Here is a 21,856-nt window from a genome sequence, read left to right on the forward strand (position 1 = left end):
TGGGGGGGCGCCTGGCGGGTGCGGGGGGTTGTGCGGGTTGGCGCTCCCTGGCTTTTCTGGGGGGGGGGGGGGGGGGGCCCCCCGGGGCGCGCCGCCCGCCGACGCGTTGGTGCCCTCGGTCGCCGTCCCGGACGAGTCCCTCCGGTACGCCCCGGTGGCCGCGCTGACCATCACCAACCACTCGGCGGCCCCAGCGGGTAGAGTCCCCGACCGGGGGGATGAGTGGTGACTCAACTGACCGGCCAGCCGACGACCGATGACGACGTCGTGCACCTCACCGTGCCTGCGGACGGCGGCTACCTGAGCGTGCTGCGTACCGCCACCGCTGGCCTCGCGGCCCGCCTCCAGTTCGCGCTGGACGAGATCGAGGACCTGCGCATCGCGGTCGACGAGGCCTGCGCGATGCTGCTCGCCATCGCCGCCCGCGACGCCGAACTGGACTGCCGCTTCTCGGTCACCGAGGACGCACTGACCGTCGAGGTGACCGTGCCGACGACGCCGGGTGCCCGGCTGCCGGCGGAGTCCTCGTTCGCGTGGAAGGTGCTCACCGCGCTGACCACGTCGGCGGGCGCGAGCGCGACCGACGGGCGGGCGACCATCTCGCTGCTCACCCGACGCGCCTCCGGCTGGTGAGCGTGCCGCGCGGCTGAGCGACGCGGTACGCCGTACGCGGCTCGGCGAACGGACGCGCGGGTCAGCTCACTCGAAGCCCAGCACGCGGGTCAGCTCACTCGAAGCCCAGCGCGCGGGTGGTCGGCGGGCTCACCAGCAACCAGGTGACCCCGACCCCGAGCGCGATCAGCGGCACGCCGAGCCAGCCCAGCCCGCCCTGGATCATGAACCAGCCGATCGGCAGCAGCATGAGCTGGAGCACGATGGCCGGTGCGCGAGCACCGGCCCGCCGTCGGAGCAGGGCACCGCCCAGCGCCCAGAGGGCGACGGCGGCACCGATGGCGAAGGCCGTCACCAGCAGCGCCGAGGTCAGGTCCGTGGTGGTGGCGGTCAGGTCGGCGAAGATCAGCCAGGCGGCGACCAGTCCGACCGCGACCGCCTGGCCGCGCAGCAGCCGGACCGCCCAACGGAGCGTGACAGGGGTTGGGTCGGAGTCGATGGTCACGCGGTCACGATACCGGTGGGGGCGCGGGGTATTGTGCCGCCCATGCGGGCTGTCCTGCTGGTCAATCCGAAGGCCACCACCACCAGTGAGCGCGCGCGTGACGTGCTCGTCCGAGCGCTGCGCAGTGAGGTCGAACTCTCCGTGCGGTACACCCGCCAGCGCGGCCACGCCACCACGCTGGCCCGGGAGGCCGCCGAGGAGGGCGTCGACGTGGTGGTCACCCTCGGTGGCGACGGCACGGTGAACGAGGTCGTCAACGGCCTGATGGCGGCGACCTCCGCCGGTGGTGCCGAGCCGACCGCCGACCGGTTGCCGGCGCTGGCCACCGTGCCCGGGGGCTCGACCAACGTCTTCGCCCGGGCGCTCGGTCTGCCCCGGGAGTGGCCGGAGGGCGCCAGCATGATCCTGGAAGGGCTGCGTCTGGGTCGGCACCGCACGATCGGCCTCGGCCGGGCCGACGACCGCTACTTCACGTTCTGCGCCGGCTTCGGGCTCGACGCGTCGGTGATCCACCGGGTCGAGGAGTCGCGCCGCCGGGGACGGGTCCCCTCCCCTTCGCTCTACTTCCGGGCGTTCACCGCGCAGTTCCTGCTGGGTGGCGAGCGGCGGCACCCGGCGATCCGGTTGGAGCGTCCGGGCGAGGCGACCGAGGACGAGCTGGCCACGATCATCGTGCAGAACACCGCCCCGTGGACCTACGTCGGGGAGCGGGAGGTCAACCCGAACCCGGACGCGTCGTTCGACCTCGGCCTCGATGTGATGGCCCTTCGCCACCTCGGAGTTGTCAGCACGACACGTACGGTGACGCAGTTCTTCGCCCAGACGCCCGATCCGCGAGGTCGTCAGGTGCTCCGGCTGCACGACGTGGCCGAGTTCACGCTGGTAGCGGGCCGTCCGCAGGCATTTCAGCTCGACGGCGACTATCTTGGCGAGCGGGAAAAAGTCAGATTCACCTCCGTTCCGGCCGCACTCAGAGTAATCTGTTAGGTCTCCGGTCCCGCCGGGGTGAGGTAGTCGACGTTCCCCCGACGCGACGGCTGCGACACCCGAGGCGCGTGTCGGAAATGTCAGCAATGTGCGGCGGACTGTACTATATTGATCCTCGACTGTGGTACGACGGGTAGCCGGAGGCCTCCGGAACCCGGACAAATGGGTTGTGGGCTTGCTCACCGTCCGGAGTTTTTCCGAGCGTCACCCTTGACATTGGGTGAGTTCGTGAAAGTATTCACAAGCGAACTTGAACTAGCGGGACATTGCCTGGATTCGCTCGACCAGTCGAGCTTTTCAGCAGGTCCTGCGGGCCAACAGCCTGCTCACGCATTGGTGAAATGACGGTCGCTAACCGTCACGATCGGCAATGCGGATGCATATAGGAAAAGCACCAAGAAGCAACATCTGCCACCCATCCAGAATGAGGAGTGTTGCCGCCATGGACTGGCGTCACCATGCTGTCTGCCGCGACGAGGACCCGGAGCTGTTCTTCCCGATCGGGACGTCCGGTCCGGCTCTCCTGCAGGTCGAGCAGGCCAAGGCCGTCTGCCGGCGCTGCTCCGTGACCGACCAGTGCCTGCAGTGGGCACTGGAATCCGGTCAGGACGCTGGCGTCTGGGGCGGGATGAGCGAGGAGGAGCGGCGCGCCGTCAAGCGTCGCGGCGGCCTCCGGGTGCTGCGCGCTCACTCCGCCTGACCACCACACACGTACGAAGCGAGACGCCCCGGTCGGCTCAGCCCGCCGGGGCGTTCTGCTGCCCGGCGGCGTCCACCCGGCGCAGCACCAGATCGACCAGTTCCGGCGCGTCGGTCAGCGGGTCGGCCACCGCGACCGCCCCAGCCCGCCGTGCCGCGGTCACCACGCCGTCGTGGAACAACCCGGGTGCCAGGAAGTACGCGGCCACCGCCACCCGGCGCGCGCCACGTGCCCGCAACCGCGCCACCGCGGCGTCCACGGCCGGCGGTGCCGCCGAGGCGTAGGAGACCCGTGTCGGAGCGCCGAGGGCGCCACCGAGGGCCTCGGCCACCCGACCCACGGATCCCCGAGCCGCCGCGTCCCGGGTTCCCGCGGCGGCCAGCACCACCGCGTCGTACCGACCCGGCTGCGCCTCGCCCAGCCGCCGCCGCAGCCCGGCCAGCAGTGCCGGGTCCACCTCCCCGCCAACCGGTCCGAGCACGTCGGTGACCCGCACCTGGATCGGTGGACCCGATCGCTGGGCCGCCGCCACCGCCGCCGGGATGTCGACCCGGCGGTGGTACGCGGCCGTCAGCAGCAGCGGCACCAGCACCGCGCGGGAGTGTCCGGCCGCCGCCAACCCTCGGAGCGCCTCGGTCGGGTCGGGGTCGGTGTGGTCGAGCCAACTCGCCGACACCGGGGTACCGGGACGGACGGCGGCCACCGCCCGAGCGAGCGCCCTGGTCGCGTCGGCCGCCCGCGGATCGCGGCTGCCATGCGCGACCAGCAGCAGCGGATCTCCCGACGACCGGGGCTCGGCGGGAGGGGTTCGTCCGCCGTCTCCGGTCAGACGTGCAGCCCGCACTCGGTCTTCTCGAACATCGCCCAACGACCCGCCCGTGGGTCCTCGCCCGCCTTGGTCCGCCGGGTGCACGGCCAGCAGCCGATCGAGCCGTAGCCGCGCCGGAACAGCTCGTTGACCGGCACGTTCCACCTGGCGATGTACGCGTCGACGTCCGACTGGGTCCAGGCCGCGATCGGGTTGACCTTCACCTTGGCCCGACGCGCGTCGAAGGTCACCACCGGCGTGTTGGCGCGGGTCGGTGACTCGTCACGGCGCAGACCGGCGGCCCACGCGTCATAACCGACCAGCGCCCGCTCCAGCGGCTCCACCTTGCGCAGCTGGCAGCATTCGTCCGGCGACCTGTTGAACAGCCGTGGCCCGTACTCGCCGTCCTGTTGCCCCACGGTGAGCCGGGGCCGGATGGACCGCACGTTCACCGGCAGCGTGCGGGCCACCTCGTCGCGGATCGCGAGGGTCTCCGGGAAGTGCAGGCCGGTGTCGAGGAAGACCACGTCCACCCCCGGTGCGACCCGGGAGACCAGGTGGGCGAGGACCGCGTCGGCCATCGAGCTGGTCACGCAGAACCGGTCCCCGAAGGTCTCCGCCGCCCACCGCGCGATCTCCAGCGCGGGCGCGCCCTCCAGTTCCCGAGCGGCCCGCTCGGCCAGTGCGCGTAGCTCGTCCGGGTCACGCCGAGACGCATCGGTGTCGGTGGCGACGACCGGACGGGTGTCGACCAGGTTGAGGGCGGCGGCGGAGATCAGGGCGCTCATCGGCTCACCGCCCGGGAGAGCAGGCCGGTGAACCGGACCGTGAAGACCCGGGCGCAGGCGTGGCACTCCCACGCGCCGTGCCCGGTCTCGCTCGGCCGTAGATCCTCTTCGCCGCAGTACGGGCAGTACAGCGGCGCGGAACGAGTTGTACCACTCATCGCAGTTCCTCCTCGTCGACCCGAATCACCCAGTTGGCGAACGTCTCGCCCTCGGTCCGCCCCGCCAGATAGCGCACGGCCAGCCGCTCGACGTAGTCGGGCAGTTCCTCGGCGGTGGTCTTCAGGCCACGCAGCTTGCGCCCGAAGCCGGCGGTGCGTCCCTCGGCCATGCCGAGTCCGCCGCCGAGGTGCACCTGGAAGCCCTCCACCTGACGGCCGTCCGGCCCGGTCACCAACTGCCCCTTGAGGCCGATGTCCGCGACCTGGGTGCGGGCGCAGGCGTTGGGGCAGCCGTTGATGTGGATGGAGATGTCCGCGTCGAAGTCACGCAGGCGCTGCTCCAGCCGGGCCACCAGCTCCTCGCCGCGCGCCTTGGTCTCGACGATGGCGAGCTTGCAGTACTCGATGCCGGTGCAGGCCATGGTGCCGCGCCGCCAGGCCGACGGCTGCGCCTCCAGGCCGATGTCGCGCAGACCCGCGACCAACGAGTCCGTCCGCTCCGGCGGCACGTCCAGCACCAGCAGCTTCTGGTACGGGGTGAGTCGCACCCGGCCGCTGCCGTGCGCCTCGACCACGTCCGCCAACTGGGCGAGCTGGCTGCCGGAGACCCGCCCGACCACCGGGGCGGCACCGACGTAGTTGCGACCGTCGCGCTGCCGGTGCACGCCGATGTGGTCGATCGGCCGCTCGGGCAGCTCCGGGGCGGGACCGTCGAGCAGCGTCCGGCCGAGGTACTCCTTCTCCAGCACCTCCCGGAACTTCGCCACGCCCCAGTCGGCGACGAGGAACTTCAGCCGGGCCCGGTGACGCAGTCGGCGGTAGCCGTAGTCACGGAAGATCCCCACCACCCCGGCCCAGACGTCGGGCACCTCGGACAGCGGCACCCAGACGCCCAGCCGCTGGGCCAGCATCGGGTTGGTGGACAGGCCGCCGCCGACCCAGAGATCGAAGCCCGGACCGTGTTCGGGGTGATCGACACCGAGGAAGGCGATGTCGTTCGCCTCGTACGGGATGTCCGCCAGCCAGGAGATCGACGACTTGAACTTGCGCGGCAGGTTGGAGAACTCCGGGTCGCCGACGTACCGCTTGACGATCTCGTCGATGGCGGGCGTGGAGTCGATCAGCTCGGCCTCGGCCACCCCGGCCACCGGGCTGCCCAGCATGACCCGGGGGCAGTCGCCGCAGGCCTCGGTGGTCTGCAACCCGACCGATTCCAGCCGCCGCCAGATCTCCGGCATGTCCTCGACCCGGATCCAGTGGTACTGGATGTTCTGCCGGTCGGTGATGTCCGCGGTGTCCCGGGCGAACTCGCGGGAGATCTCCGCGACGGTCCGCAGCTGCGCCAGGTCGAGCTGGCCACCGTCGACGCGTACCCGCAGCATGAAGAACTCGTCTTCCAGCTCGTGCGGCTCCAGCACGGCGGTGCGCCCGCCGTCGATGCCCGCCTTCCGCTGGGTGTACAGGCCCCACCACCGGAACCGGCCGCGCAGGTCCTGTGGGTCGATGGAGGCGAAACCACGATGGGCGTAGATGTTCTCGATGCGCGCCCGCACGTTGAGCGGATTGTCGTCCTTCTTCATCCGCTCGTTGGGGTTGAGGGGCTCCCGGTGCCCGAGCGCCCACTGACCCTCGCCACGGGGACGTCGGGGGGATCGTGGCTGACGGGCCGGAATCTCGCTGACTGCCATCGCGGCGTCCTCCGTTGTCTGCTGCGCCTCGGTGGGGCTGAGCGGGCGCGGCGACCGGTTCCCCGGAGGGACCGTGGACAACGTTGTCTTGCACGGCCGGCGCGCTGCGTGCCCGAGGCAGGGTGGTCGGGCGTCGTCAGTGAGCCGGACAGATGGCGCTGCGAACGCGGCCGTAGTCGACGTGGCGGCGAGCCACGAAGCGACGTACGACAGCGGCAGTCATGAACGTCATGCTGCCACACCCCGGGCAGGCCAGCCAATGACCGCGTGCTGGATCCCACATCACGGGCGGTTGCTGCCGACCGCTCCGAGCGTCACCGTGTGGCAGGCTCACCCTGTGGGGGATTTGCCCGATAAGTCGATTCCGGTCGCCGGGATCGGCGTCCGGCTGAGCGGAATGCGGCTGCGCTCGCTGCCGGTGTGGCTGGTGCCGTCGACCGTCACCCTGCTGGTGACGTTGGTGGGGCTGGACTCCGCCCAGCCCTGGCGGGACGAGTTGGCCACCTGGAGTGCCGCCACCCGAGGACTGACCGGCCTGTTCCGGCTCGCCGGCACCATCGACGCCGCGAGCGCCCCCTACTACCTGCTCATGCACGCCTGGTCGACGGTGGCCGGCGATTCGGTGGCCGCCCTGCGCCTGCCCTCGGCACTCGCCATGGCCACCACGGCCGGGCTGACCGCCCTCCTCGGGCAGCGGCTGTGGGACGTCCGCGTCGGCACCCTCGCCGGTCTGCTGTTCGCGGTGCTTCCCGGCACCTCCCGGTACGGGCAGGAGGCACGGCCGTACGCCGTGGCCAGCGCGCTCGCCGTGCTGAGCACCCTGCTGCTGGTCGACGCGCTGCGGCGACCCGCTCGACGGCGGTGGGTCGGCTACGCGGCGGCGACCACCGCCGTCGGGCTCACCCACCTGGTGGCCCTCACCCTGCTCGCCGCCCAGGCCCTCGCCGTGCTGACCAGGACCGGCGGCGTCCGGGCCGCCACTGGCCCGGACGACGGTGACCGGGCGGGCGGATCGGGCCGGAGACGGGTGTCACCGGTCTGGTCGTGGTTGGTCGCACTGGTGCCGGTGGCGCTGGCGGTGGTGCCGGTGGCCCTGGTGGCCCGGGGGCAGCGGGCCCGGCAGCTCGACTGGGTGGACGCCGCCCGGCCCGGGGACCTGGCGGCGCTGGCGACAGGCGTGGCACAGAGCGGGGTGGTCGGTGGGGTGCTGCTCGGACTCGCCGCGCTGGGCGCGGCCCGGGCCGGTCGCCGTGGTCTGCTGCCGCTGAGTTGTGTGCTGGCACCGGTGCTACTGCTCTTCCTGGCCGGGTTGGTCGTCCCCCTGTGGGTGCCCCGCTACCTGGTCTTCGTGGTGCCCTTCGGCTGCCTGCTGGCCGGCGCGGCGCTGACCTCCACCCGGCTGCCCGCCGCGCTGGCGGTGGTGGTCCTCACCGGCCTGCTCGGCCTGCCCGACCAGGCCGCGCTGCGGCGTACCCACGAGTGGCCCCGCAGTGCGACGGTGGACTACCGCGCGGTCGCCGAGATCGTCGCGAGCGGTCGGCGGCCCGGTGACGCGGTGGTCTACTCACCCCGGGACAGTTGGTTCTTCCTCGACCTCGGTCTGCGATACCACCTGGGCGACCGGACTCCACGCGACGCGCTGCTGGTCGAGGAGGCGCAACGCCGGGGTGATCTGTGGGCCGCCGAATGCGACCGCCCGGCCGAGTGCCTGGCCGGGGCGGACCGGGTCTGGCTGGTACGGGCCGGGCGGCGGGCCGACCCGTTGGCCGGCGTACCCGGCGCCAAGGGGGACGCGCTACGCGACGGCTTCACGGTGGCCGAGGTGTGGCCACGGCCCGGCATCACCCTCGCCCTGCTGACCCGGCGCGGCTGACCACCGGTGCGGGCGAGGCCGGCGCACCTCGGGCTGCTCGGCCGCCGCTGGCGGGGCGGCGGACCGGGTGGGAAGCGCCGCTCTCAGCGCCCCTCGGGGGCGCTACGGGCCAGCGGCAGGGCCAGGAACGCCTCGGTGCCCCCCTCGACACCGGGTCGCAACTCGATGGTGCCGCGCAGTTCCCCGGTGACCAGTGCCCGCACGATCTGCAACCCGAGCTTCGCACCGCCCTCGGCGTCGAACTCCGCCGGCAGGCCCCGGCCGTTGTCCGTGACGGTGACGTGCAGCATCTTGCGGAGCCGCTGAGCCGAGACCACCACCTCGGGTTTCGCAGGGCCGGTGAGCGCCGGGGAGTCGTCTCCGGCCGGTGGGAAGCCGTGCTCGACGGCGTTGAGCAGCAGCTCGTTGAGCACCATCACCAACGACGTGGCGATCTCGGCCGGCAGCACACCGAAGGTGCCCATACGACGCATCGCGACGGTCACCTCGGTCGCCGCCACCTCGGTCGCCGCGTTGGCCACCCGGTCGACGATCCCGTCGAACTCCACCGCCTCGTCGCTGGACATGGCGAGCGTCTCGTGCACCAAGGCGATCGACGCGACCCGCCGCACGGACTCCTCCAGCGCCACCCGCGCCTCGGGCATGGACACCCGGCGGGCCTGGAGGCGCAGCAGCGCCGCCACCGTCTGGAGGTTGTTCTTCACCCGGTGGTGGATCTCCCGGATGGTGGCGTCCTTGGTGATCAGGGCGCGGTCGCGTCGGCGTACCTCGGTGATGTCCCGAACCAGCACCAACGCGCCGATCGGCACCCCGGCGGGCATCAGCGGCAGGGCCCGGGTGAGCATCGTCGCCCCGCGTGCGTCGATCTCCCGCCGGGGCGGCGCCTCGCCGCGCAGCGCGGCGAGGATGCCGTTGGCGGCGTCCGTGCCCTCCAGGGGGTCGTCGGCCAGCCGCCGGTGCAGCACCGCGAGATCCTCGCCGACCAGGAGCGAGGCGTGCCCCAGCCGCCGGTACGCCGACTGCGCGTTGGGACTGGCATAGGTGACCTTGCCGCCCGCGTCCAGTCGCACCAACCCGTCGCCGACCCGTGGTGCCGAGGTGGTCTCGCCCGGGTGCCGGGGCGGCGGGAAGGTGCCGTCCGCCATCATCTGCGCCAGGTCGTCGGCGGTGGTCAGGTAGTTCAACTCCAGTTGGCTGGGCGTACGGGCGGTGGAGAGGTTGGTGTCCCGGCCCACCACGGCGATCACCTCGCCGGATTCGCCGTCGGCGGTACGCAGCCGGACCGGGATCGCCTCGTGCCGGGCGGGCACGTCGCCGTACCAGACCGGGTCGCCCTCCCGCCAGATCCGCCCCTGCCGGTAGGCCACATCCAGGTGTGCCACCTCCGGGCCGCCGACGATCCGTCCCACCTGGTCGTCCTGGTAGGCGGTGGGCGCGGTCGTCGGGCGGACCTGGGCCACGCAGAGGAAGCTGCCCTCACCGTCCACCGGTACCCAGAGCAGCAGGTCGGCGAAGGAGAGGTCGGACAGCAGCTGCCAGTCACCGGCGATGCGGTGCAGGTGGTCGATGTCGACCCGGCTCAGGCGGGTGTGTTCCTCGGCGAGATCGCGCAGCGTTGACACGCCGACCAGCGTGCCACGCCGACCGTCACCTGGTCGCGGTGACCTTCTTCAACCCACGCGGCGCGTCGGGGTTCTCGCCCCGGGTCAGGGCGAGCGCCAGTGCCAGCCGCTGCAACGGCAGGATGTCCAGCAGCGGGGCGTACCGCTCGTCGACCTCGGGCACGGCCAGGCGGGTGGCGCCGTCGACCTCGGCGGAGCCGACCACCACCACGTCGGCGCGGCGCTCGCCGAGTCGGGGCAGCACCTCGCCCATCGACCGTCCGCCCGGCCCCGAGCCGACCACCGCCAGCACCGGCACGTCCGGATCGGTCATCGCCAGCGGCCCGTGCAGCAGGTCGGCGCCGGAGAACGCCAGCGCCGGCAGGTACGACGTCTCCATCAGCTTCAACGCCGCCTCCCGGGCGGTGGGGTACGCGTACCCCCGGCCGGTGGTGACGATCTGGGCGGCGAAGCGGTATCGCGGCGCGAGCTGGGCCGCGACCGGGTCGGCGAGGGTGCGGGCGGCCAGCTCGGGCAGCTCGGCCAGGGCCCGGCGCTCCTCGGCGGGCAGCACGCCGTCGCCGGCCCGGATCCCCTCCACCAGCATCAGCAGGGCGAGCAGCTCGGCCGTGTAGGTCTTGGTGGCGGCCACCGCGCGCTCGTGCCCGGCCGCGATGTCGATGGAGAGTTCCGCGGTCGTCGCCAACGGGGAGTCGGGTGCGTTGGTGACGGCGAGGGTGAGGGCACCGGAGTCACGGGCGGCCCGGAGCACCTCCGTCAGGTCGGGCGATCCCCCACTCTGGCTGACCCCGATCACCAGGGCGTCGGAGAGGTCCAGCCGGGCGTCGAAGAGGGTGACCGTGCTCGGCGAGGCGAGACCGGCCGGCAAGCCGAGGCGGATCTCGCTGAGGTACGCGCCGTACAGCGCGGCGTGGTCCGAGGTGCCCCGCGCGGTGAAGACCACGTGCCGGGGTCGACGCTCGGCGACGATCGCGGCCACCCGGGCGACACCGGTGGCGTGCTCGGTGGCGAGCAACCGCTCGTAGCCGGCTGGCTGCTCGTCGATGTCGGCGGCCATGCCGCTGCCTGGGCGTGTCACGGAAACTCCTCCCCTGCGCGTTATCCGCGCGAATGATGCTCAGTCTTGCAGCTTTTAACGACTTAAGGCAATCAAACGAGCAGGAGTGCGCAGTGGATCACCAAAACCTGGCCCTGTCACCTACGCTGACCCGACCTCACCGCGCAGCCGGTACCGACGAGCGAGAGGACCACGTGGCCGAGGGAACGGACGACCGGGCGCTGCCGGCGACGGAGGAGTTGACCCTGGCCCGGCGGGCCCTTGATGCCGGCGAGCTGGCGCATGCCGCCGACCACGTCGCGGCGGCGTTGGCCCGGGCACCGACGCTGCCCGAGGTGCACGAGACCCTCGCCCGCCTGGCCGCCACCAGCGGCGACGGCGGCCTCGGCCTGTTTCCGCTGCAACACCACACGTTCGTCGGCGCGGTGGTCGCCCGCGCACATCTGCTCGCCGCGGCGGGGCGACCGGCCGAAGGGCTCGATCTGCTGGTCGCCGCCACCGCGCACGCACCCGGCGCGGACTGGGCCGCGGTGCCCTGGGTGACCTCGCCCGAGTTGGCCGAACGCCTCGGCCCCGAAGAGGCCGCCCGGGTGCTGATGCAGGTGTGCGCCGCCGTCGCGGACCCGGTCCCGCCACCGAACCGGGCGGCCCTGTCGCCGTACCTCACCCTCGCCCGCAACGCGATCACCGTGCACCCGGAGCACCCGCTGCTGCTGGGCACGGCGTCCGCGCTGGCCCGGCGGTTGGGCGAGGTCCCACTCGCGGTCCGCTGGGCCAGCCGGGGGGTACGCGCGGCACCATCCAAGATGGGCGAGGTGTGGCTCGGGTACGCGCTGCGCAGCGCCGGCCGGACCCGGGAGGCGCTCGCGGCGCTGCGCCGCGCCGTCGGGCACGACCCGGACGACCTGGCGGTGTACGCCGACATCGCCGGCACCCTCGCCGACCACGGCAGGCTGGCGGAGGCGCTGGACTGGATCGAGCGTGCCCTGGCCCGCAATCCGTCCTTCGACTGCGCGGTGCACACCGCACACCGGTTGCGATTCCAGCGCGACGGTTCGGTGGACCACCTGGTGGCGCTGGCGGATTTCATCCGCGACCACCCGGACGACTCACACGAGCACGGCGACCTCGCCGAGTGCTGTCGCGGACGCCCCTGGCTGGGGCAGGTGACGCCACCGGCGTCGCCCACCGCCTCGGTCGACGGGCAGGCCGCCGAGTCGGCGTCCGGGCGTCCCACGCCGCCCCCACCGTCGGCGGAGGCCGCCCGCCGACTGCGCGAACTCGCCCACCCGGCCTGGCCACACCCGCCGGCGGCGTACGACGCGGCGGTCGGCCTGGCCACGCTCGACCTGGCCGACCTGCTCGGCCTGCTGGCCCATCCACCCGAGCCGCCACAGAACGCGCTGGGGCGGGTGCTCTCCGGCCAGGACCCGGCGTTGTGGCTGCGGTGCGTGCAGGTCTGGACCTGCCTCGGGCTGCTGCACCACCGGACCGACGAGCCGTGGGCGGAGTCGACCCGGCGGCGGGTGCTCGTGGAGTTGGCGCAGCAGCCGGAGGCGGTGGCCGAGGCGGCCCTGTTCGCGCTGGTGACCGCCGCCTGGGTCGACCCGTCCGTCCGCTCCGACGTGGCCGCTCTGGTCACCGGACGGCTGGTGGCGGTGACCGACGCGACGCGGCAGCCGACGCCGCCGAACGCCACCTCCGTGGCGCACCTGGCGCTGGCCACGCCGGGCCTCGATCCGGAGGCCGTCGCGCTGGCGCGGAAGCTGGCCGGCGTGACCGCCAGCCAGCGCCGTGGCGCGCTGCGCGCCCTGCTACGCCGCCTCCTGCCGCCGTGGCGCAGCCGCCCACACGGCTCTGAGCCCGGGAAATCAGCCGGCCGGTGAGTGGGCCAGGTCGGTCCCGGTCTGCTCCTGGCCGCCGTCCGGCTCCCGCTCGTTGCTCGTGCGCAGCGGGATCTCCCGGATGAACCAGGCCAGCACCGGGACCACCACGGCGAAGAGCACCGCCCAGAGGAAGACGTGGGAGATCGCGTCGGCGAGCCCGCCGAGCACCACCTCCCGAGCCTGTGCCGGCAGGTCGCGGAGCTTCTCGATGTTCATCGCCGCCCCGGCCTCGCCGCCACCGCTGAACGCGCCACCGGCAGCTGAACCGGCCAACCGGTTGGCGAAGATCGCGCCGAACAGCGAGATGCCGAACGATCCGCCGATGGAGCGGAAGAAGGTGGCCGCGCCGCTGGCCGCCCCCAGGTCCTTCTGGTCGACGCTGTTCTGCGCGATCAGCATCGACGTCTGCATGAGGAAACCCATGCCGCTACCGAGCACGAGCATGTAGAGCGACGACTGGAACTTGCTGGTGTCCACGTCCAGCAGGCTCAGCAGGGCGAGCCCGACGGTCATCACCACGCCGCCGACGATCGGGAACATCCGGTACCGCCCGGTCCGGGTGATCGCCCGGCCGACGACCAGCGAGACCACCAACATGCCGAACATCAGCGGGAGCAGCAGCAGGCCGGAGTTGGTCGCCGAGGCGCCCTGCACGGTCTGTTGGTAGAGCGGCAGGAAGTTCATCGCCCCGAACATCGCGAAGCCGAGCAGGAACCCGATCACCGAGATGAGGGCGAAGTTCCGGTTGGCGAACAGCCGCAGCGGCAGGATCGGCTCGGGAACCCGGCGCTCGACGAACCCGAAGATCACCAGCGCCACGACGGCCAGCAGCGCGAGGCCGAGGATCTGCGGGGAGGCCCAGGCGTACTCGTTGCCACCCCAGGTGGTGATCAGCACGATCCCGGTGATGCCGACCGACAACAACGCGGCGCCGAGCCAGTCGATCCGGTGCTCGGTGCGGTACTTGGGCAGGTGCATGGTGGCGATCAGCAGCACCAGCGCCACACCGCCCAGGGGCAGGTTGACGTAGAACGCCCAGCGCCAGGAGAGGTGGTCGGTGATGAAGCCGCCGACCAGCGGGCCGGCGACCATCGCGATCGCCATGATCCCGGCGATCATGCCCTGGTAGCGGCCACGCTCGCGGGGCGGCACGAGGTCGCCGATGATCGCCATGACGCCGACCATCAGGCCACCGGCGCCCAGACCCTGGACAGCCCGGAAGGCGATCAACTGGACCATGCCGTCGTCCGGGCCGCCGAGGAACCCGGACCCGGCCATGCCGCAGAGCGCGGAACCGACCAGGAAGGTCACCACGGCGGTGAGGAAGACCGCCTTACGGCCGTAGAGGTCACCGAGCTTGCCCCAGATGGGGGTGGAGACGGTGGTCCCCAGCACGTAAGCGGTCACCACCCAGGTGAAGTGGTTAAGCCCACCGAACTCGCCGACGATGCGCGGCAGCGCGGTGCTGACGATCATGTTGTCGAGCATCGCGAGCATCATCGCGATCATCAGGCCGAAAAGGACGACCCGGACATTGGGTCGTACGGGCGCCTGACTCTGCTGTGCCATCAGTAAGCTCCCCCCGAGATGCGGCACACTTACTTGCCGTCCGGCTAGTCACCTTACTAGCCGGACGGTAAGTTGGACAGCGAACGACGGTCAACCGGATTGGCGGGTAGGCGTGAGTCAGAGCACAGGCGGCACGCGGGAGCGGATCAAGGCCGTGGCGCTGGAGCTCTTCACCGAGCAGGGCTACGAGGCGACCTCACTGCGTGAGGTGGCAGAGCGACTCGGGGTGACCAAGGCGGCGCTCTACTACCACTTCAAGAGCAAGGACGAGATCGTCACCAGCGTGGTGGAGGACCGGCTGGAGCGGATGGACGCGCTGATCGCGTGGGCGGAAGGCCAGCCGGCGACGCGGGCCACCCGCCGGGCCATCGTCGAGCGGTACGCCGATGCCATGTTCGGTGGCGAGCAGCCCTCGGTGATGCGGTTCTTCGAGCAGAACCAGACCGCGTTGAAGAGCCTCTCCGCCGGTCGGGAACTGCGCGACCGGATGTTCCGGCTGGCCAGCGCGCTCTGCCAGGGCGACGACTCCCCCGGTGCGCAGCTGCGTGCGGTGCTCGCCCTGTTCGCGGTGCACAGCAGCTGGTTCGCCGTACGCACCCCGGACATCACCGACGCCGAGCGCAAACGGGTGGCCCTGGAGGTCGCCGACGAACTGCTGGCGGCGATCGCCGAGCCGACCACCCGGCAGTAGGCGCAGCTCCGGCTGGCTAACGCAGCGGCAGGTAAAGGGCGAGCAGGTCGACCCCGGGAGCGGGGCTCCAGTCCCGCTCCCGCTGGCGGACGAAGCCACGCCTGCGGTAAAGCCGGTGGGCCGGTTCGGCGAACCCGTCGCGTACGCAGATGGTCACCCCGGTGCAGCCCAGCTCGATCGCCCGCGCGACGCACGCCTCCACCAGCGCGGCACCGGCGCCCCGGCCCTGCGCGGCCGGGTCCACCGCCAGCATCCGGAACTCCGCCTCCCCCGGGCGGGACATCTCGGCGAACCGGGTACCCGGCAGCACGAAGGTGACCGACCCGAGCAGCCGACCGCTCTCCCGGTCGACGGCCACCAGCACGTCACCGTGCTCGGCCCGGGCCGAGACGTTCCCCAGCGCGTCGGCGTAGGCGGGCTCGTGCTTGAGCTGACCGTCGGCCTCGTACGCCGCGACGGTCAACTGGGCGACCCCGGCGAAGTCGGCCGGCTCGGCCCGCCGGATCAGTACCTCGGTCAACCGATCACCGCGATCAGGTCGCCGTCCTGCACCACATCGCCCTCGTTCACCGCGAGCTGCTGCACGACGCCCTCGGACTCGGCGATCACCGGGATCTCCATCTTCATCGACTCCAGGATCACCAGCGTGTCCCCCTCGGACACGGTGTCCCCGGCCGACGCGACGACCTTCCAGACGTTCGCCACCATCTCGGCGCGGATCTCCTCGGCCATCTCCTGCGGCCCCTTCCTCGCGGCTGCTCCTGCGACGTATCCAATCATGAGCAGGCGTCCGACGGGCGTGGAGCGGCCCCGGCAGCGATCCGTCGGTACCACCGGCACTAGCATCAACGGGTCGGATCCCGACGCCGGCGAGGGCGACGGCACCCCCGGTGGGCGGGGCCGCGCGTAGTCGGTCCGGCCATCACAAGGAGGTCACATGGCGAAGAAGGCCCGGAAGAAGAAGGCCCGGAAGAAGAGCGCCGCCAACCACGGCAAGCGCCCCAACTCCTGATTCGGGCGGCGGCTACCCGCCGATCGGACGACGGACGTCGGTGCCCGGGTCCTCCGACCCGGGCACCGGTCTCGTCTCGGTCAGTCCGCCAGTTCGCGCGACTCGCTGCCCTCGAACACGACGATCTCGCTCAGCCGTACCCGTAGCCGCTCGCGCAGCTCGTCCGGCGCGGACTCGTTGCCGCAGCAGCGCGCCACGAGCGCCCTGACCTCCTGCTCGATGCCGTACTCGCGTAGGCAGGGGCCGCACTCGTCGAGGTGGTGCCGGATCAACTCCCGCCGTTCCTGCGCGCACTCCAGGTCGAGGTAAAGGTAGACCTCGGCGAGCACCTCATGGCAGTCCGTCTTGTGCGGGTCTCCACAGCTCACGTCACACCTCCCCGCCGGTGGCGGCGGTCGAGCTCCGGGCCGGCTGGGCCGCGGAGAAACCCCGCTCCGCGGCGTACCCCTCAAGCAGCTTGCGCAGATTACGACGCCCGCGGTGCAAACGCGACATCACCGTGCCGATCGGCGTGCCCATGATGTCGGCGACCTCCTTGTAGGAGAAACCCTCGACATCGGTCAGGTAGACGGCCAGCCGGAACTCCTCCGGCAACTGCTGGAGGGCTTCCTTGACGTCGCTGTCCGGCAGGCGGTCGAGCGCCTCGGTCTCGGCGGAACGCAGCCCGCTGGAGGTGTGCGACTCGGCCTCGGCCAACTGCCAGTCGGTGATCTCGTCGGTGGGTGCCTGCACCGGTTGGCGCTGCCGCTTCCGGTACGAGTTGATGTAGGTGTTGGTCAGGATCCGGTAGAGCCAGGCCTTCAGGTTCGTGCCCTGCTCGAACTGGTGGAAGGCGGCGTACGCCTTCAGGTAGGTCTCCTGGACCAGGTCCTCGGCGTCCGCCGGGTTACGTGTCATCCGCAGGCCGGCCGCGTACAGCTGATCGACGAATGGCATTGCGTCCCGTTCGAACCGGGCCCTGCGCTCGTCCGTCTTCTCCGTGGTCAACCGCACATCCCCTCGGGTCGGCTGCTTCCCCGCCGAGGATACGCGCACCGACCTTCTGGACGATTCGGTTCGGCCGGGTGTGCCCGTCGCCACCTCGGCCGACGGCACCGCCGCCGGCCACTTCGGGCCGGCCAGCAACTTCCTGAGTTGCCGTGCCTCCCGCTCGTTGTGTTCCCGGTTCCGGATCTCGGTCGGCACCGGTCACCCCCTCGCACAGTGGTTGTCCGAGGTGTTCAACACCCGCTACGGGGGCGGACATTCCGGCTCCGGCCAGGCGTTCCTGGTCCCCGCCCCGGCGGTGCGTCCCGTGGCTGGGACCAGGAAGGGCCTGGGAGCCCGGTGTCGTCGCCCGGACGGGCACTGGGACACCATCGAATGCAACGACCCGGCGCGGTAGGCGGAAACGGCAGCGGCGCCGGGATGGGCCGGTGGTGGCCCGTGCCGTCAGGGTGTCGCCCAGCCGTGCCCGCGCAGCCAGTCCACCGCCAGGGCGGCCGTACCGGCCGGGTCGCCCCGCAGGTCGTGTCGCTCCCCCGGCCGGACCAGCACCCGCACCTGAGCGCTCTGCTCCGGCACACCGAACGGATCTCGGTCCCCGTTCAGCACCAGCGTCGGCAAGCCGGTCAGCAGCTCACCGGCCCGACTCCGGTCCGGCCGACCGGGCGGATGCAGCGGGAAGGCCAGGGCCAGCACCCCGGCGGCGCCCACCGTGGTCGCCGTCCGGCAGGCCACCCGCGCGCCGCTGGAGCGGCCACCCACCACCACCGGTACGCCCGGATGCCGCTGCCGCAGCACCGCCAACACCGCGCACCATGCCTCGTCGAGGTGTCCTGCCGGGGCGGGCGCGCGGCGACCGGCGACCCGGTACGGCTGGGTCACCCGGACCACCACCGTCCCAGCGGCCACCGCCGTGTCGCGTAGGGCGACCAGATCCGGTGCGTCGACCCCACCACCGGCCCCGTGCCCGAGCGCCAGCAGGGCTCGGGGCGGGCCGGACGGTTGATCGGTGTCGACCCGGGCGGGACCGCGTGGCGTGTCGATGATGTCGTCGTGTGGCACCGACCCATTGAACCCGTCGAACCGGGTGGTGCCGGGCCGGTCAGCTCAACGGCACCAGGGTGAGCAGCCGGTCACGCACCGGTGGCCCCGGTTCACCGGCGGCATCGGGGTCGGGTTGCACCTCGCTGCGCCAGGCCACCAGCATCGCCCGTCGCTCGCGCGGGGTGGTGCCACCCCATACGCCATGGCAGTCGCCGACCTCCAATGCCCAGGCCAGGCAGGAGCCCTGCACGTCACAGCTGCGGCACAGGGCCACCGCCACGTCGGCCGGCTCGTTCGGCGCCGGAAAGAACGTTTCCGGGTCGACGCTCTGACAAGTGCCTCTGGTGCGCCAGGCTTCGTCCTGTCGCCGCTCACGCAACGCCCGCAACAGTCGCGGATCACGTCGCGCTGCGGCCACCTCGTGCGGACGGGGCATACGCGCCCGTGTCATCCACCCACCTCCCCCGTGGGACCAGCAAGATCGATGGATATCGTTCACCCAACGTGAACGACACCCACCACCGGCGCTGTGTTCTATCGCACTTGCGCGCACGGGGACAAGACTCTGCCGGGAACTTGGCAGAACGTTGGGGTCACCTTTCATCCGCAATCACAGCAAATCACTCCCGACAATGCGCCGGAGAGTGTTCAGAACAGAGTCGACGCCGACGGCCCGGCGGGAGGGGTCAGTGGCACCCGGGCGGTCAACTCCGGGCCGTCGTTGCGTACGTCACCGACGGCCTTCCCGACCGGCCGCACCTCCAACCGGGCCAACCAGTCCATCGGCGGCGGCACCAGCAGCCGCTGCGGGTCGTCGGTCTCGTCCAGCCAACTCGCCCAGCGCTCGGGCGGCAGCAGCAACGGCATCCGGTCATGCACCTCGGCCAGTTCGCCGAGAGCCGGGGTGGTCAACACGCTGAACGTCAGCAGCGGGTCGTCCGGGCCGCCCCAGAGCGACCAGATGCCGGCGAAGGCGAGCACCGAGCCGTCCTGCGGGGTCATGTAGTACGGCTGCTTCGCGCCACCGGTCAACCGCACCCACTCGTACCACCCGTCGGCCGGCACCAGGCACCGTCGGCGGGCGAAGGACGGTGCGTAGGCCCGGCTGGTGGCGACCGTCTCGACCCGGGCGTTGATCATGCGGGCCGCGCCCGAGGGCGACCGGGACCACGGCGGCACCAGACCCCAGCGGCCCCGCGAGAGCGCCCGGTGCCCGTCGGCACTGACCCGGACCAGCGGCACCGGATCGGTCGGCGCCACGTTGTGATCCGGGACCAACCCGTCGCCGGTCTCGTCGACGGCCTCGAACAGGCTGCTCAGGTCACCGGCGCTCCGACTCGTGGCGTACCTCCCGCACATGCCGCTCACGCTAGCGCGCCCCGCCGCCCGACCGCCGTCCCGTTCCCCGGGAGCGGTCGGTGACCGTAGCAGCCGGCGGCGTCACCGCACGGCAGAATGGAGGTGTGGGTAATGTGACCGCGACCCGGCCGCCGCAGCCGTGGACCGCACCGACGGCCAGCGACCCGGTGTCCGCGTCGTTGCGCCTACCCGGTTCCAAGTCGATGACCAACCGCGCCCTGGTGCTCAGCGCGCTCGCCGCCGGGCCCTCGACACTGTCCCGGCCACTGCGCGCCCGGGACACCGAGCTGATGGCCGCCGCGCTGCGCGCGATGGGGGCGCACGTCTCGATCGCCGACGACGACCGCTGGCTGGTCCGGCCGCACCGGTTGTTCGGCCCGGCCCAGGTCGACGTGGGGCAGGCCGGCACGATCATGCGCTTCGTTCCCCCGGTGGCGGGGCTGGCCGACGGGCAGGTCACCCTCGACGGTGACCCGTCCGCCCGCAGCCGCCCGCTCGGCCCGCTGATCGAGGCGCTGCGCTCCCTCGGCGTACGCGTCGACACCCCCGCCTCCGGCGACAGCCTGCCGCTGGCGGTCATGGGCACCGGCCGGGTGGCCGGCGGCGAGGTCGTCATCGACGCCTCGGCCTCCAGCCAACTGGTCTCCGGCCTGTTGCTCGCCGCCCCCCGGTTCGACCGGGGGCTGGTGGTCCGGCACGTCGGCCCGCCGGTGCCCTCCGCGCCGCACCTGCGGATGACCGTGCAGATGCTGCGCGCCGCCGGTGCCGCGGTCGACGACAGCACCCCCGATGTCTGGTCGGTCGAGCCGGGGCCGCTGACCGGGCGCGGCTGGGAGATCGAGCCGGATCTCTCCGGCGCGGTGCCGTTCTTCGCCGCTGCACTGGTCACCGGCGGCGAGGTGACCCTGCGTGGCTGGCCGGCGGGGGGCAGCGCCCAGCCGGTGGAGCGACTGCGCTCGCTGTTGCAGCAGATGGGGGCGACGGTCACCCTCACCACCGAGGGGTTGACGGTGCGCGGCACCGGTCAGGTGAAGGGCCTGCACGCCGACCTGTCCGACGTCAGCGAGCTGACCCCGGCACTGACCGCGCTGGCCATGCTCGCCGACTCGCCGTCGGTGTTCACCGGGATCAGCCACATCCGGGGCCACGAAACCAACCGGCTGGCCGCCCTGGTCCAGGAGTTCAGCGGCCTCGGCGCGGACATCACCGAGTTGGCCGACGGCCTTCAGATCCGGCCCCGCCCGTTGCACGGTGGCCAGTTCCGCACCTACCACGACCACCGGATGGCGCACGCGGCGGCGGTGGCCGGGCTGGTGGTGCCGGGCATCGAGTTGAACGACGTGTCGTGCACCTCGAAGACCATGCCCGAGTTCCCGGCACTATGGTCGGCACTGGTGACCGGTAAGAGCTGAGCGGAAGAAGGGGCGGACCTGGCGATCAGGCGGCGCGAGTACGACGAGGACGACGTCCGGGTCCGACCCGGTAAATCCTCCCGTCCGCGTACCCGGACCAGACCACGGCACGCCGACGCCAAGGACGGTTTCGTCATCGCGGTGGACCGCGGGCGGTACACCTGCGTGCTGGCCGGAGCCGAGCCGGACGACCCCACCGTCACCGCGATGCGCGCCCGCGAACTGGGCCGCAAGTCGGTGGTGGTCGGTGACCGGGTGGGGCTGGTCGGCGACACCTCTGGGGCGTCCGGGGCGCTGGCCCGCATCGTCCGGATCGAGCCACGCCGGTCGGTGCTGCGGCGTACCGCCGAGGACGACGCCTCCACCGCCGAAGGGCGGCTGGAGCGGGTGGTGGTCGCCAACGCCGACCAACTGGTGATCGTCAGCGCGCTGGCCGACCCGCCGCCGCGTACCGGGTTCATCGACCGCTGCCTGGTCGCCGCGTACGACGCGGGCATCGAGCCGCTGCTCTGCCTGACCAAGGCCGATCTGGCCGGGCCCGAGGCGGTGCTCGACTACTACACCGAGTTGGAACTGCCGTACCTGCTCATCCGGCCGGACTCCCCGCTGGACGCGCTCCGCAGCCTGCTCACCGGCCGGATCTCGGTGCTGGTCGGGCATTCCGGGGTGGGCAAGTCGACACTCGTCAACCGCCTGGTGCCGGAGGCCGAACGGGCCGTCGGCACGGTCAGCGCGATCGGCCGGGGGCGACACACCTCGACCAGCGCGGTGGCGTTGCGGCTGCCCGCGCCACCCGACGCCCGGCAGGACCCGGGCTGGATCGTGGACACCCCCGGGGTACGCAGCTTCGGGCTGGCCCACGTCTCGGCCGAGAGCCTGCTGCACGGCTTCCCGGACCTGGTCGAGGCGACCGCCGACTGCCCGGCGAACTGCCCGCACACCGCCGACGAGGCCGACTGTGCCCTCGACGCCTGGGTGGCGGCGGGACGGGCCGACCCTCGCCGGCTGGCCTCGTACCGTCGACTGCTGGCCTCCCGTGCCGGGGAGCCCGACCCACGGACCGAGCCCGACCCGCGCGGACGTCCGGAGTGACCCGCCACG

25 protein-coding genes are annotated in these 21,856 nt (G+C 72.2%); 10 read left to right on the top strand and 15 right to left on the bottom strand.

Going from position 1 to position 21,856, the window contains the following annotated elements; all coding sequences use genetic code 11:
* Nucleotides 1-225 precede the first annotated feature (225 nt).
* Nucleotides 226-633: an ATP-binding protein gene (locus tag ACLQ2S_RS00005; RefSeq protein WP_425700866.1), complete on the top strand. Its 408-nt coding sequence runs from the start codon at nucleotides 226-228 to the stop codon at nucleotides 631-633.
* 94 nt (nucleotides 634-727) lie between these two features.
* On the opposite strand, the gene ACLQ2S_RS00010 is transcribed toward ACLQ2S_RS00005, so the two are convergent.
* A complete protein-coding gene (locus tag ACLQ2S_RS00010; RefSeq protein ID WP_309222552.1) occupies nucleotides 728-1,117 on the bottom strand; it encodes a hypothetical protein in 390 nt (129 codons plus the stop codon).
* 42 nt (nucleotides 1,118-1,159) lie between these two features.
* Here ACLQ2S_RS00010 and ACLQ2S_RS00015 point away from each other — a divergent pair, with 42 nt between their 5' ends.
* Nucleotides 1,160-2,104: a diacylglycerol/lipid kinase family protein gene (locus ACLQ2S_RS00015; protein ID WP_155214692.1), complete on the top strand. Its 945-nt coding sequence runs from the start codon at nucleotides 1,160-1,162 to the stop codon at nucleotides 2,102-2,104.
* Between the two features lie 442 nt (nucleotides 2,105-2,546).
* On the top strand, nucleotides 2,547-2,804 hold the full coding sequence (locus ACLQ2S_RS00020; RefSeq protein ID WP_007072794.1) for a WhiB family transcriptional regulator: 258 nt from the start codon (nucleotides 2,547-2,549) through the stop codon (nucleotides 2,802-2,804).
* 37 nt (nucleotides 2,805-2,841) lie between these two features.
* Here the strand turns inward: ACLQ2S_RS00020 and ACLQ2S_RS00025 are convergent, their stop codons facing one another.
* The 4 genes from ACLQ2S_RS00025 to ACLQ2S_RS00040 are packed head-to-tail and all read right to left on the bottom strand — an operon-like array spanning nucleotide 2,842 to nucleotide 6,246.
* The gene (locus ACLQ2S_RS00025) at nucleotides 2,842-3,648 is read right to left on the bottom strand and encodes a sirohydrochlorin chelatase (RefSeq protein WP_375335279.1); all 807 of its coding nucleotides are present in this window, start codon (nucleotides 3,646-3,648) and stop codon (nucleotides 2,842-2,844) included.
* Nucleotides 3,630-4,400, bottom strand: coding sequence for a phosphoadenylyl-sulfate reductase (locus ACLQ2S_RS00030; RefSeq protein ID WP_155214691.1), 771 nt, complete (start codon nucleotides 4,398-4,400; stop codon nucleotides 3,630-3,632). The genes ACLQ2S_RS00025 and ACLQ2S_RS00030 overlap by 19 nt, the downstream gene beginning before the upstream one ends.
* The gene (locus ACLQ2S_RS00035; RefSeq protein WP_196222424.1) at nucleotides 4,397-4,558 is read right to left on the bottom strand and encodes a hypothetical protein; all 162 of its coding nucleotides are present in this window, start codon (nucleotides 4,556-4,558) and stop codon (nucleotides 4,397-4,399) included. Before ACLQ2S_RS00035 ends, ACLQ2S_RS00030 begins: the two co-directional genes overlap by 4 nt.
* Nucleotides 4,555-6,246 (bottom strand): nitrite/sulfite reductase, encoded by a 1,692-nt coding sequence (locus ACLQ2S_RS00040; protein ID WP_155214690.1) that lies wholly within the window; start codon nucleotides 6,244-6,246, stop codon nucleotides 4,555-4,557. The genes ACLQ2S_RS00035 and ACLQ2S_RS00040 overlap by 4 nt, the downstream gene beginning before the upstream one ends.
* 397 nt (nucleotides 6,247-6,643) lie before the next feature.
* On the opposite strand from ACLQ2S_RS00040, the gene ACLQ2S_RS00045 reads away from it, so the two are divergent.
* Nucleotides 6,644-8,119 (top strand): glycosyltransferase family 39 protein, encoded by a 1,476-nt coding sequence (locus ACLQ2S_RS00045; RefSeq protein WP_425700873.1) that lies wholly within the window; start codon nucleotides 6,644-6,646, stop codon nucleotides 8,117-8,119.
* 83 nt (nucleotides 8,120-8,202) lie between these two features.
* Here ACLQ2S_RS00045 and ACLQ2S_RS00050 read toward each other — a convergent pair whose 3' ends face one another.
* Both ACLQ2S_RS00050 and ACLQ2S_RS00055 read right to left on the bottom strand, forming a co-directional pair.
* On the bottom strand, nucleotides 8,203-9,741 hold the full coding sequence (locus ACLQ2S_RS00050) for a histidine kinase N-terminal domain-containing protein (protein ID WP_309222551.1): 1,539 nt from the start codon (nucleotides 9,739-9,741) through the stop codon (nucleotides 8,203-8,205).
* A gap of 25 nt (nucleotides 9,742-9,766) precedes the next feature.
* Nucleotides 9,767-10,798: an SIS domain-containing protein gene (locus ACLQ2S_RS00055; RefSeq protein WP_155214928.1), complete on the bottom strand. Its 1,032-nt coding sequence runs from the start codon at nucleotides 10,796-10,798 to the stop codon at nucleotides 9,767-9,769.
* Nucleotides 10,799-10,992: 194 nt separating this feature from the next.
* On the opposite strand from ACLQ2S_RS00055, the gene ACLQ2S_RS00060 reads away from it, so the two are divergent.
* The gene (locus tag ACLQ2S_RS00060) at nucleotides 10,993-12,684 is read left to right on the top strand and encodes a tetratricopeptide repeat protein (protein ID WP_309222550.1); all 1,692 of its coding nucleotides are present in this window, start codon (nucleotides 10,993-10,995) and stop codon (nucleotides 12,682-12,684) included.
* Here ACLQ2S_RS00060 and ACLQ2S_RS00065 read toward each other — a convergent pair.
* Nucleotides 12,670-14,253 carry an MDR family MFS transporter gene (locus tag ACLQ2S_RS00065; protein WP_155214689.1) on the bottom strand — a complete coding sequence of 528 codons (1,584 nt, stop codon included), beginning with the start codon at nucleotides 14,251-14,253 and terminating at the stop codon, nucleotides 12,670-12,672. The two genes, ACLQ2S_RS00060 and ACLQ2S_RS00065, sit on opposite strands and share 15 nt — an antisense overlap.
* Nucleotides 14,254-14,365: 112 nt before the next feature.
* Here ACLQ2S_RS00065 and ACLQ2S_RS00070 point away from each other — a divergent pair, with 112 nt between their 5' ends.
* Nucleotides 14,366-14,944: a TetR/AcrR family transcriptional regulator gene (locus ACLQ2S_RS00070; protein WP_309222549.1), complete on the top strand. Its 579-nt coding sequence runs from the start codon at nucleotides 14,366-14,368 to the stop codon at nucleotides 14,942-14,944.
* A 16-nt stretch (nucleotides 14,945-14,960) separates the two neighbouring features.
* Here the strand turns inward: ACLQ2S_RS00070 and ACLQ2S_RS00075 are convergent, their stop codons facing one another.
* Both ACLQ2S_RS00075 and ACLQ2S_RS00080 read right to left on the bottom strand, forming a co-directional pair.
* Nucleotides 14,961-15,464, bottom strand: a complete 504-nt coding sequence (locus tag ACLQ2S_RS00075; RefSeq protein WP_155214688.1) for a GNAT family N-acetyltransferase — start codon at nucleotides 15,462-15,464, stop codon at nucleotides 14,961-14,963.
* Nucleotides 15,461-15,676 carry a biotin/lipoyl-binding carrier protein gene (locus ACLQ2S_RS00080; protein ID WP_092378133.1) on the bottom strand — a complete coding sequence of 72 codons (216 nt, stop codon included), beginning with the start codon at nucleotides 15,674-15,676 and terminating at the stop codon, nucleotides 15,461-15,463. Before ACLQ2S_RS00080 ends, ACLQ2S_RS00075 begins: the two co-directional genes overlap by 4 nt.
* 205 nt (nucleotides 15,677-15,881) lie before the next feature.
* Here ACLQ2S_RS00080 and ACLQ2S_RS00085 point away from each other — a divergent pair, with 205 nt between their 5' ends.
* On the top strand, nucleotides 15,882-15,956 hold the full coding sequence (locus ACLQ2S_RS00085) for a 50S ribosomal protein bL37 (protein ID WP_370461611.1): 75 nt from the start codon (nucleotides 15,882-15,884) through the stop codon (nucleotides 15,954-15,956).
* An 80-nt stretch (nucleotides 15,957-16,036) separates the two neighbouring features.
* Here ACLQ2S_RS00085 and rsrA read toward each other — a convergent pair whose 3' ends face one another.
* Nucleotides 16,037-16,324: a mycothiol system anti-sigma-R factor gene (rsrA, locus tag ACLQ2S_RS00090; RefSeq protein ID WP_309222548.1), complete on the bottom strand. Its 288-nt coding sequence runs from the start codon at nucleotides 16,322-16,324 to the stop codon at nucleotides 16,037-16,039.
* A gap of 1 nt (nucleotide 16,325) precedes the next feature.
* The gene (locus ACLQ2S_RS00095; protein WP_309222547.1) at nucleotides 16,326-17,141 is read right to left on the bottom strand and encodes a sigma-70 family RNA polymerase sigma factor; all 816 of its coding nucleotides are present in this window, start codon (nucleotides 17,139-17,141) and stop codon (nucleotides 16,326-16,328) included.
* On the opposite strand from ACLQ2S_RS00095, the gene ACLQ2S_RS00100 reads away from it, so the two are divergent.
* A complete protein-coding gene (locus ACLQ2S_RS00100; protein ID WP_196222421.1) occupies nucleotides 17,023-17,340 on the top strand; it encodes a hypothetical protein in 318 nt (105 codons plus the stop codon). The two genes, ACLQ2S_RS00095 and ACLQ2S_RS00100, sit on opposite strands and share 119 nt — an antisense overlap.
* A gap of 47 nt (nucleotides 17,341-17,387) precedes the next feature.
* Here the strand turns inward: ACLQ2S_RS00100 and ACLQ2S_RS00105 are convergent, their stop codons facing one another.
* The 3 genes from ACLQ2S_RS00105 to ACLQ2S_RS00115 all read right to left on the bottom strand — a co-directional run bounded on the left by ACLQ2S_RS00105 (nucleotide 17,388) and on the right by ACLQ2S_RS00115 (nucleotide 19,343).
* Nucleotides 17,388-18,002: an alpha/beta hydrolase family protein gene (locus tag ACLQ2S_RS00105; RefSeq protein ID WP_309222546.1), complete on the bottom strand. Its 615-nt coding sequence runs from the start codon at nucleotides 18,000-18,002 to the stop codon at nucleotides 17,388-17,390.
* A 40-nt stretch (nucleotides 18,003-18,042) separates the two neighbouring features.
* Nucleotides 18,043-18,435 carry a WhiB family transcriptional regulator gene (locus tag ACLQ2S_RS00110; protein ID WP_155214686.1) on the bottom strand — a complete coding sequence of 131 codons (393 nt, stop codon included), beginning with the start codon at nucleotides 18,433-18,435 and terminating at the stop codon, nucleotides 18,043-18,045.
* Between the two features lie 197 nt (nucleotides 18,436-18,632).
* Complete coding sequence (locus ACLQ2S_RS00115) at nucleotides 18,633-19,343, bottom strand: SOS response-associated peptidase (RefSeq protein WP_155214685.1); 711 nt, start codon at nucleotides 19,341-19,343, stop codon at nucleotides 18,633-18,635.
* 104 nt (nucleotides 19,344-19,447) lie between these two features.
* Here ACLQ2S_RS00115 and aroA point away from each other — a divergent pair, with 104 nt between their 5' ends.
* A complete protein-coding gene (gene aroA, locus ACLQ2S_RS00120) occupies nucleotides 19,448-20,755 on the top strand; it encodes a 3-phosphoshikimate 1-carboxyvinyltransferase (RefSeq protein WP_425700867.1) in 1,308 nt (435 codons plus the stop codon).
* Between the two features lie 135 nt (nucleotides 20,756-20,890).
* Nucleotides 20,891-21,847 (top strand): ribosome small subunit-dependent GTPase A, encoded by a 957-nt coding sequence (gene rsgA / locus ACLQ2S_RS00125; RefSeq protein ID WP_425700874.1) that lies wholly within the window; start codon nucleotides 20,891-20,893, stop codon nucleotides 21,845-21,847.
* The last annotated feature ends 9 nt before the right edge of the window (nucleotides 21,848-21,856 follow it).

This window comes from Micromonospora sp. DT48 (genome assembly GCF_049844495.1).
Taxonomy (GTDB): Bacteria; Actinomycetota; Actinomycetes; order Mycobacteriales; family Micromonosporaceae; genus Micromonospora.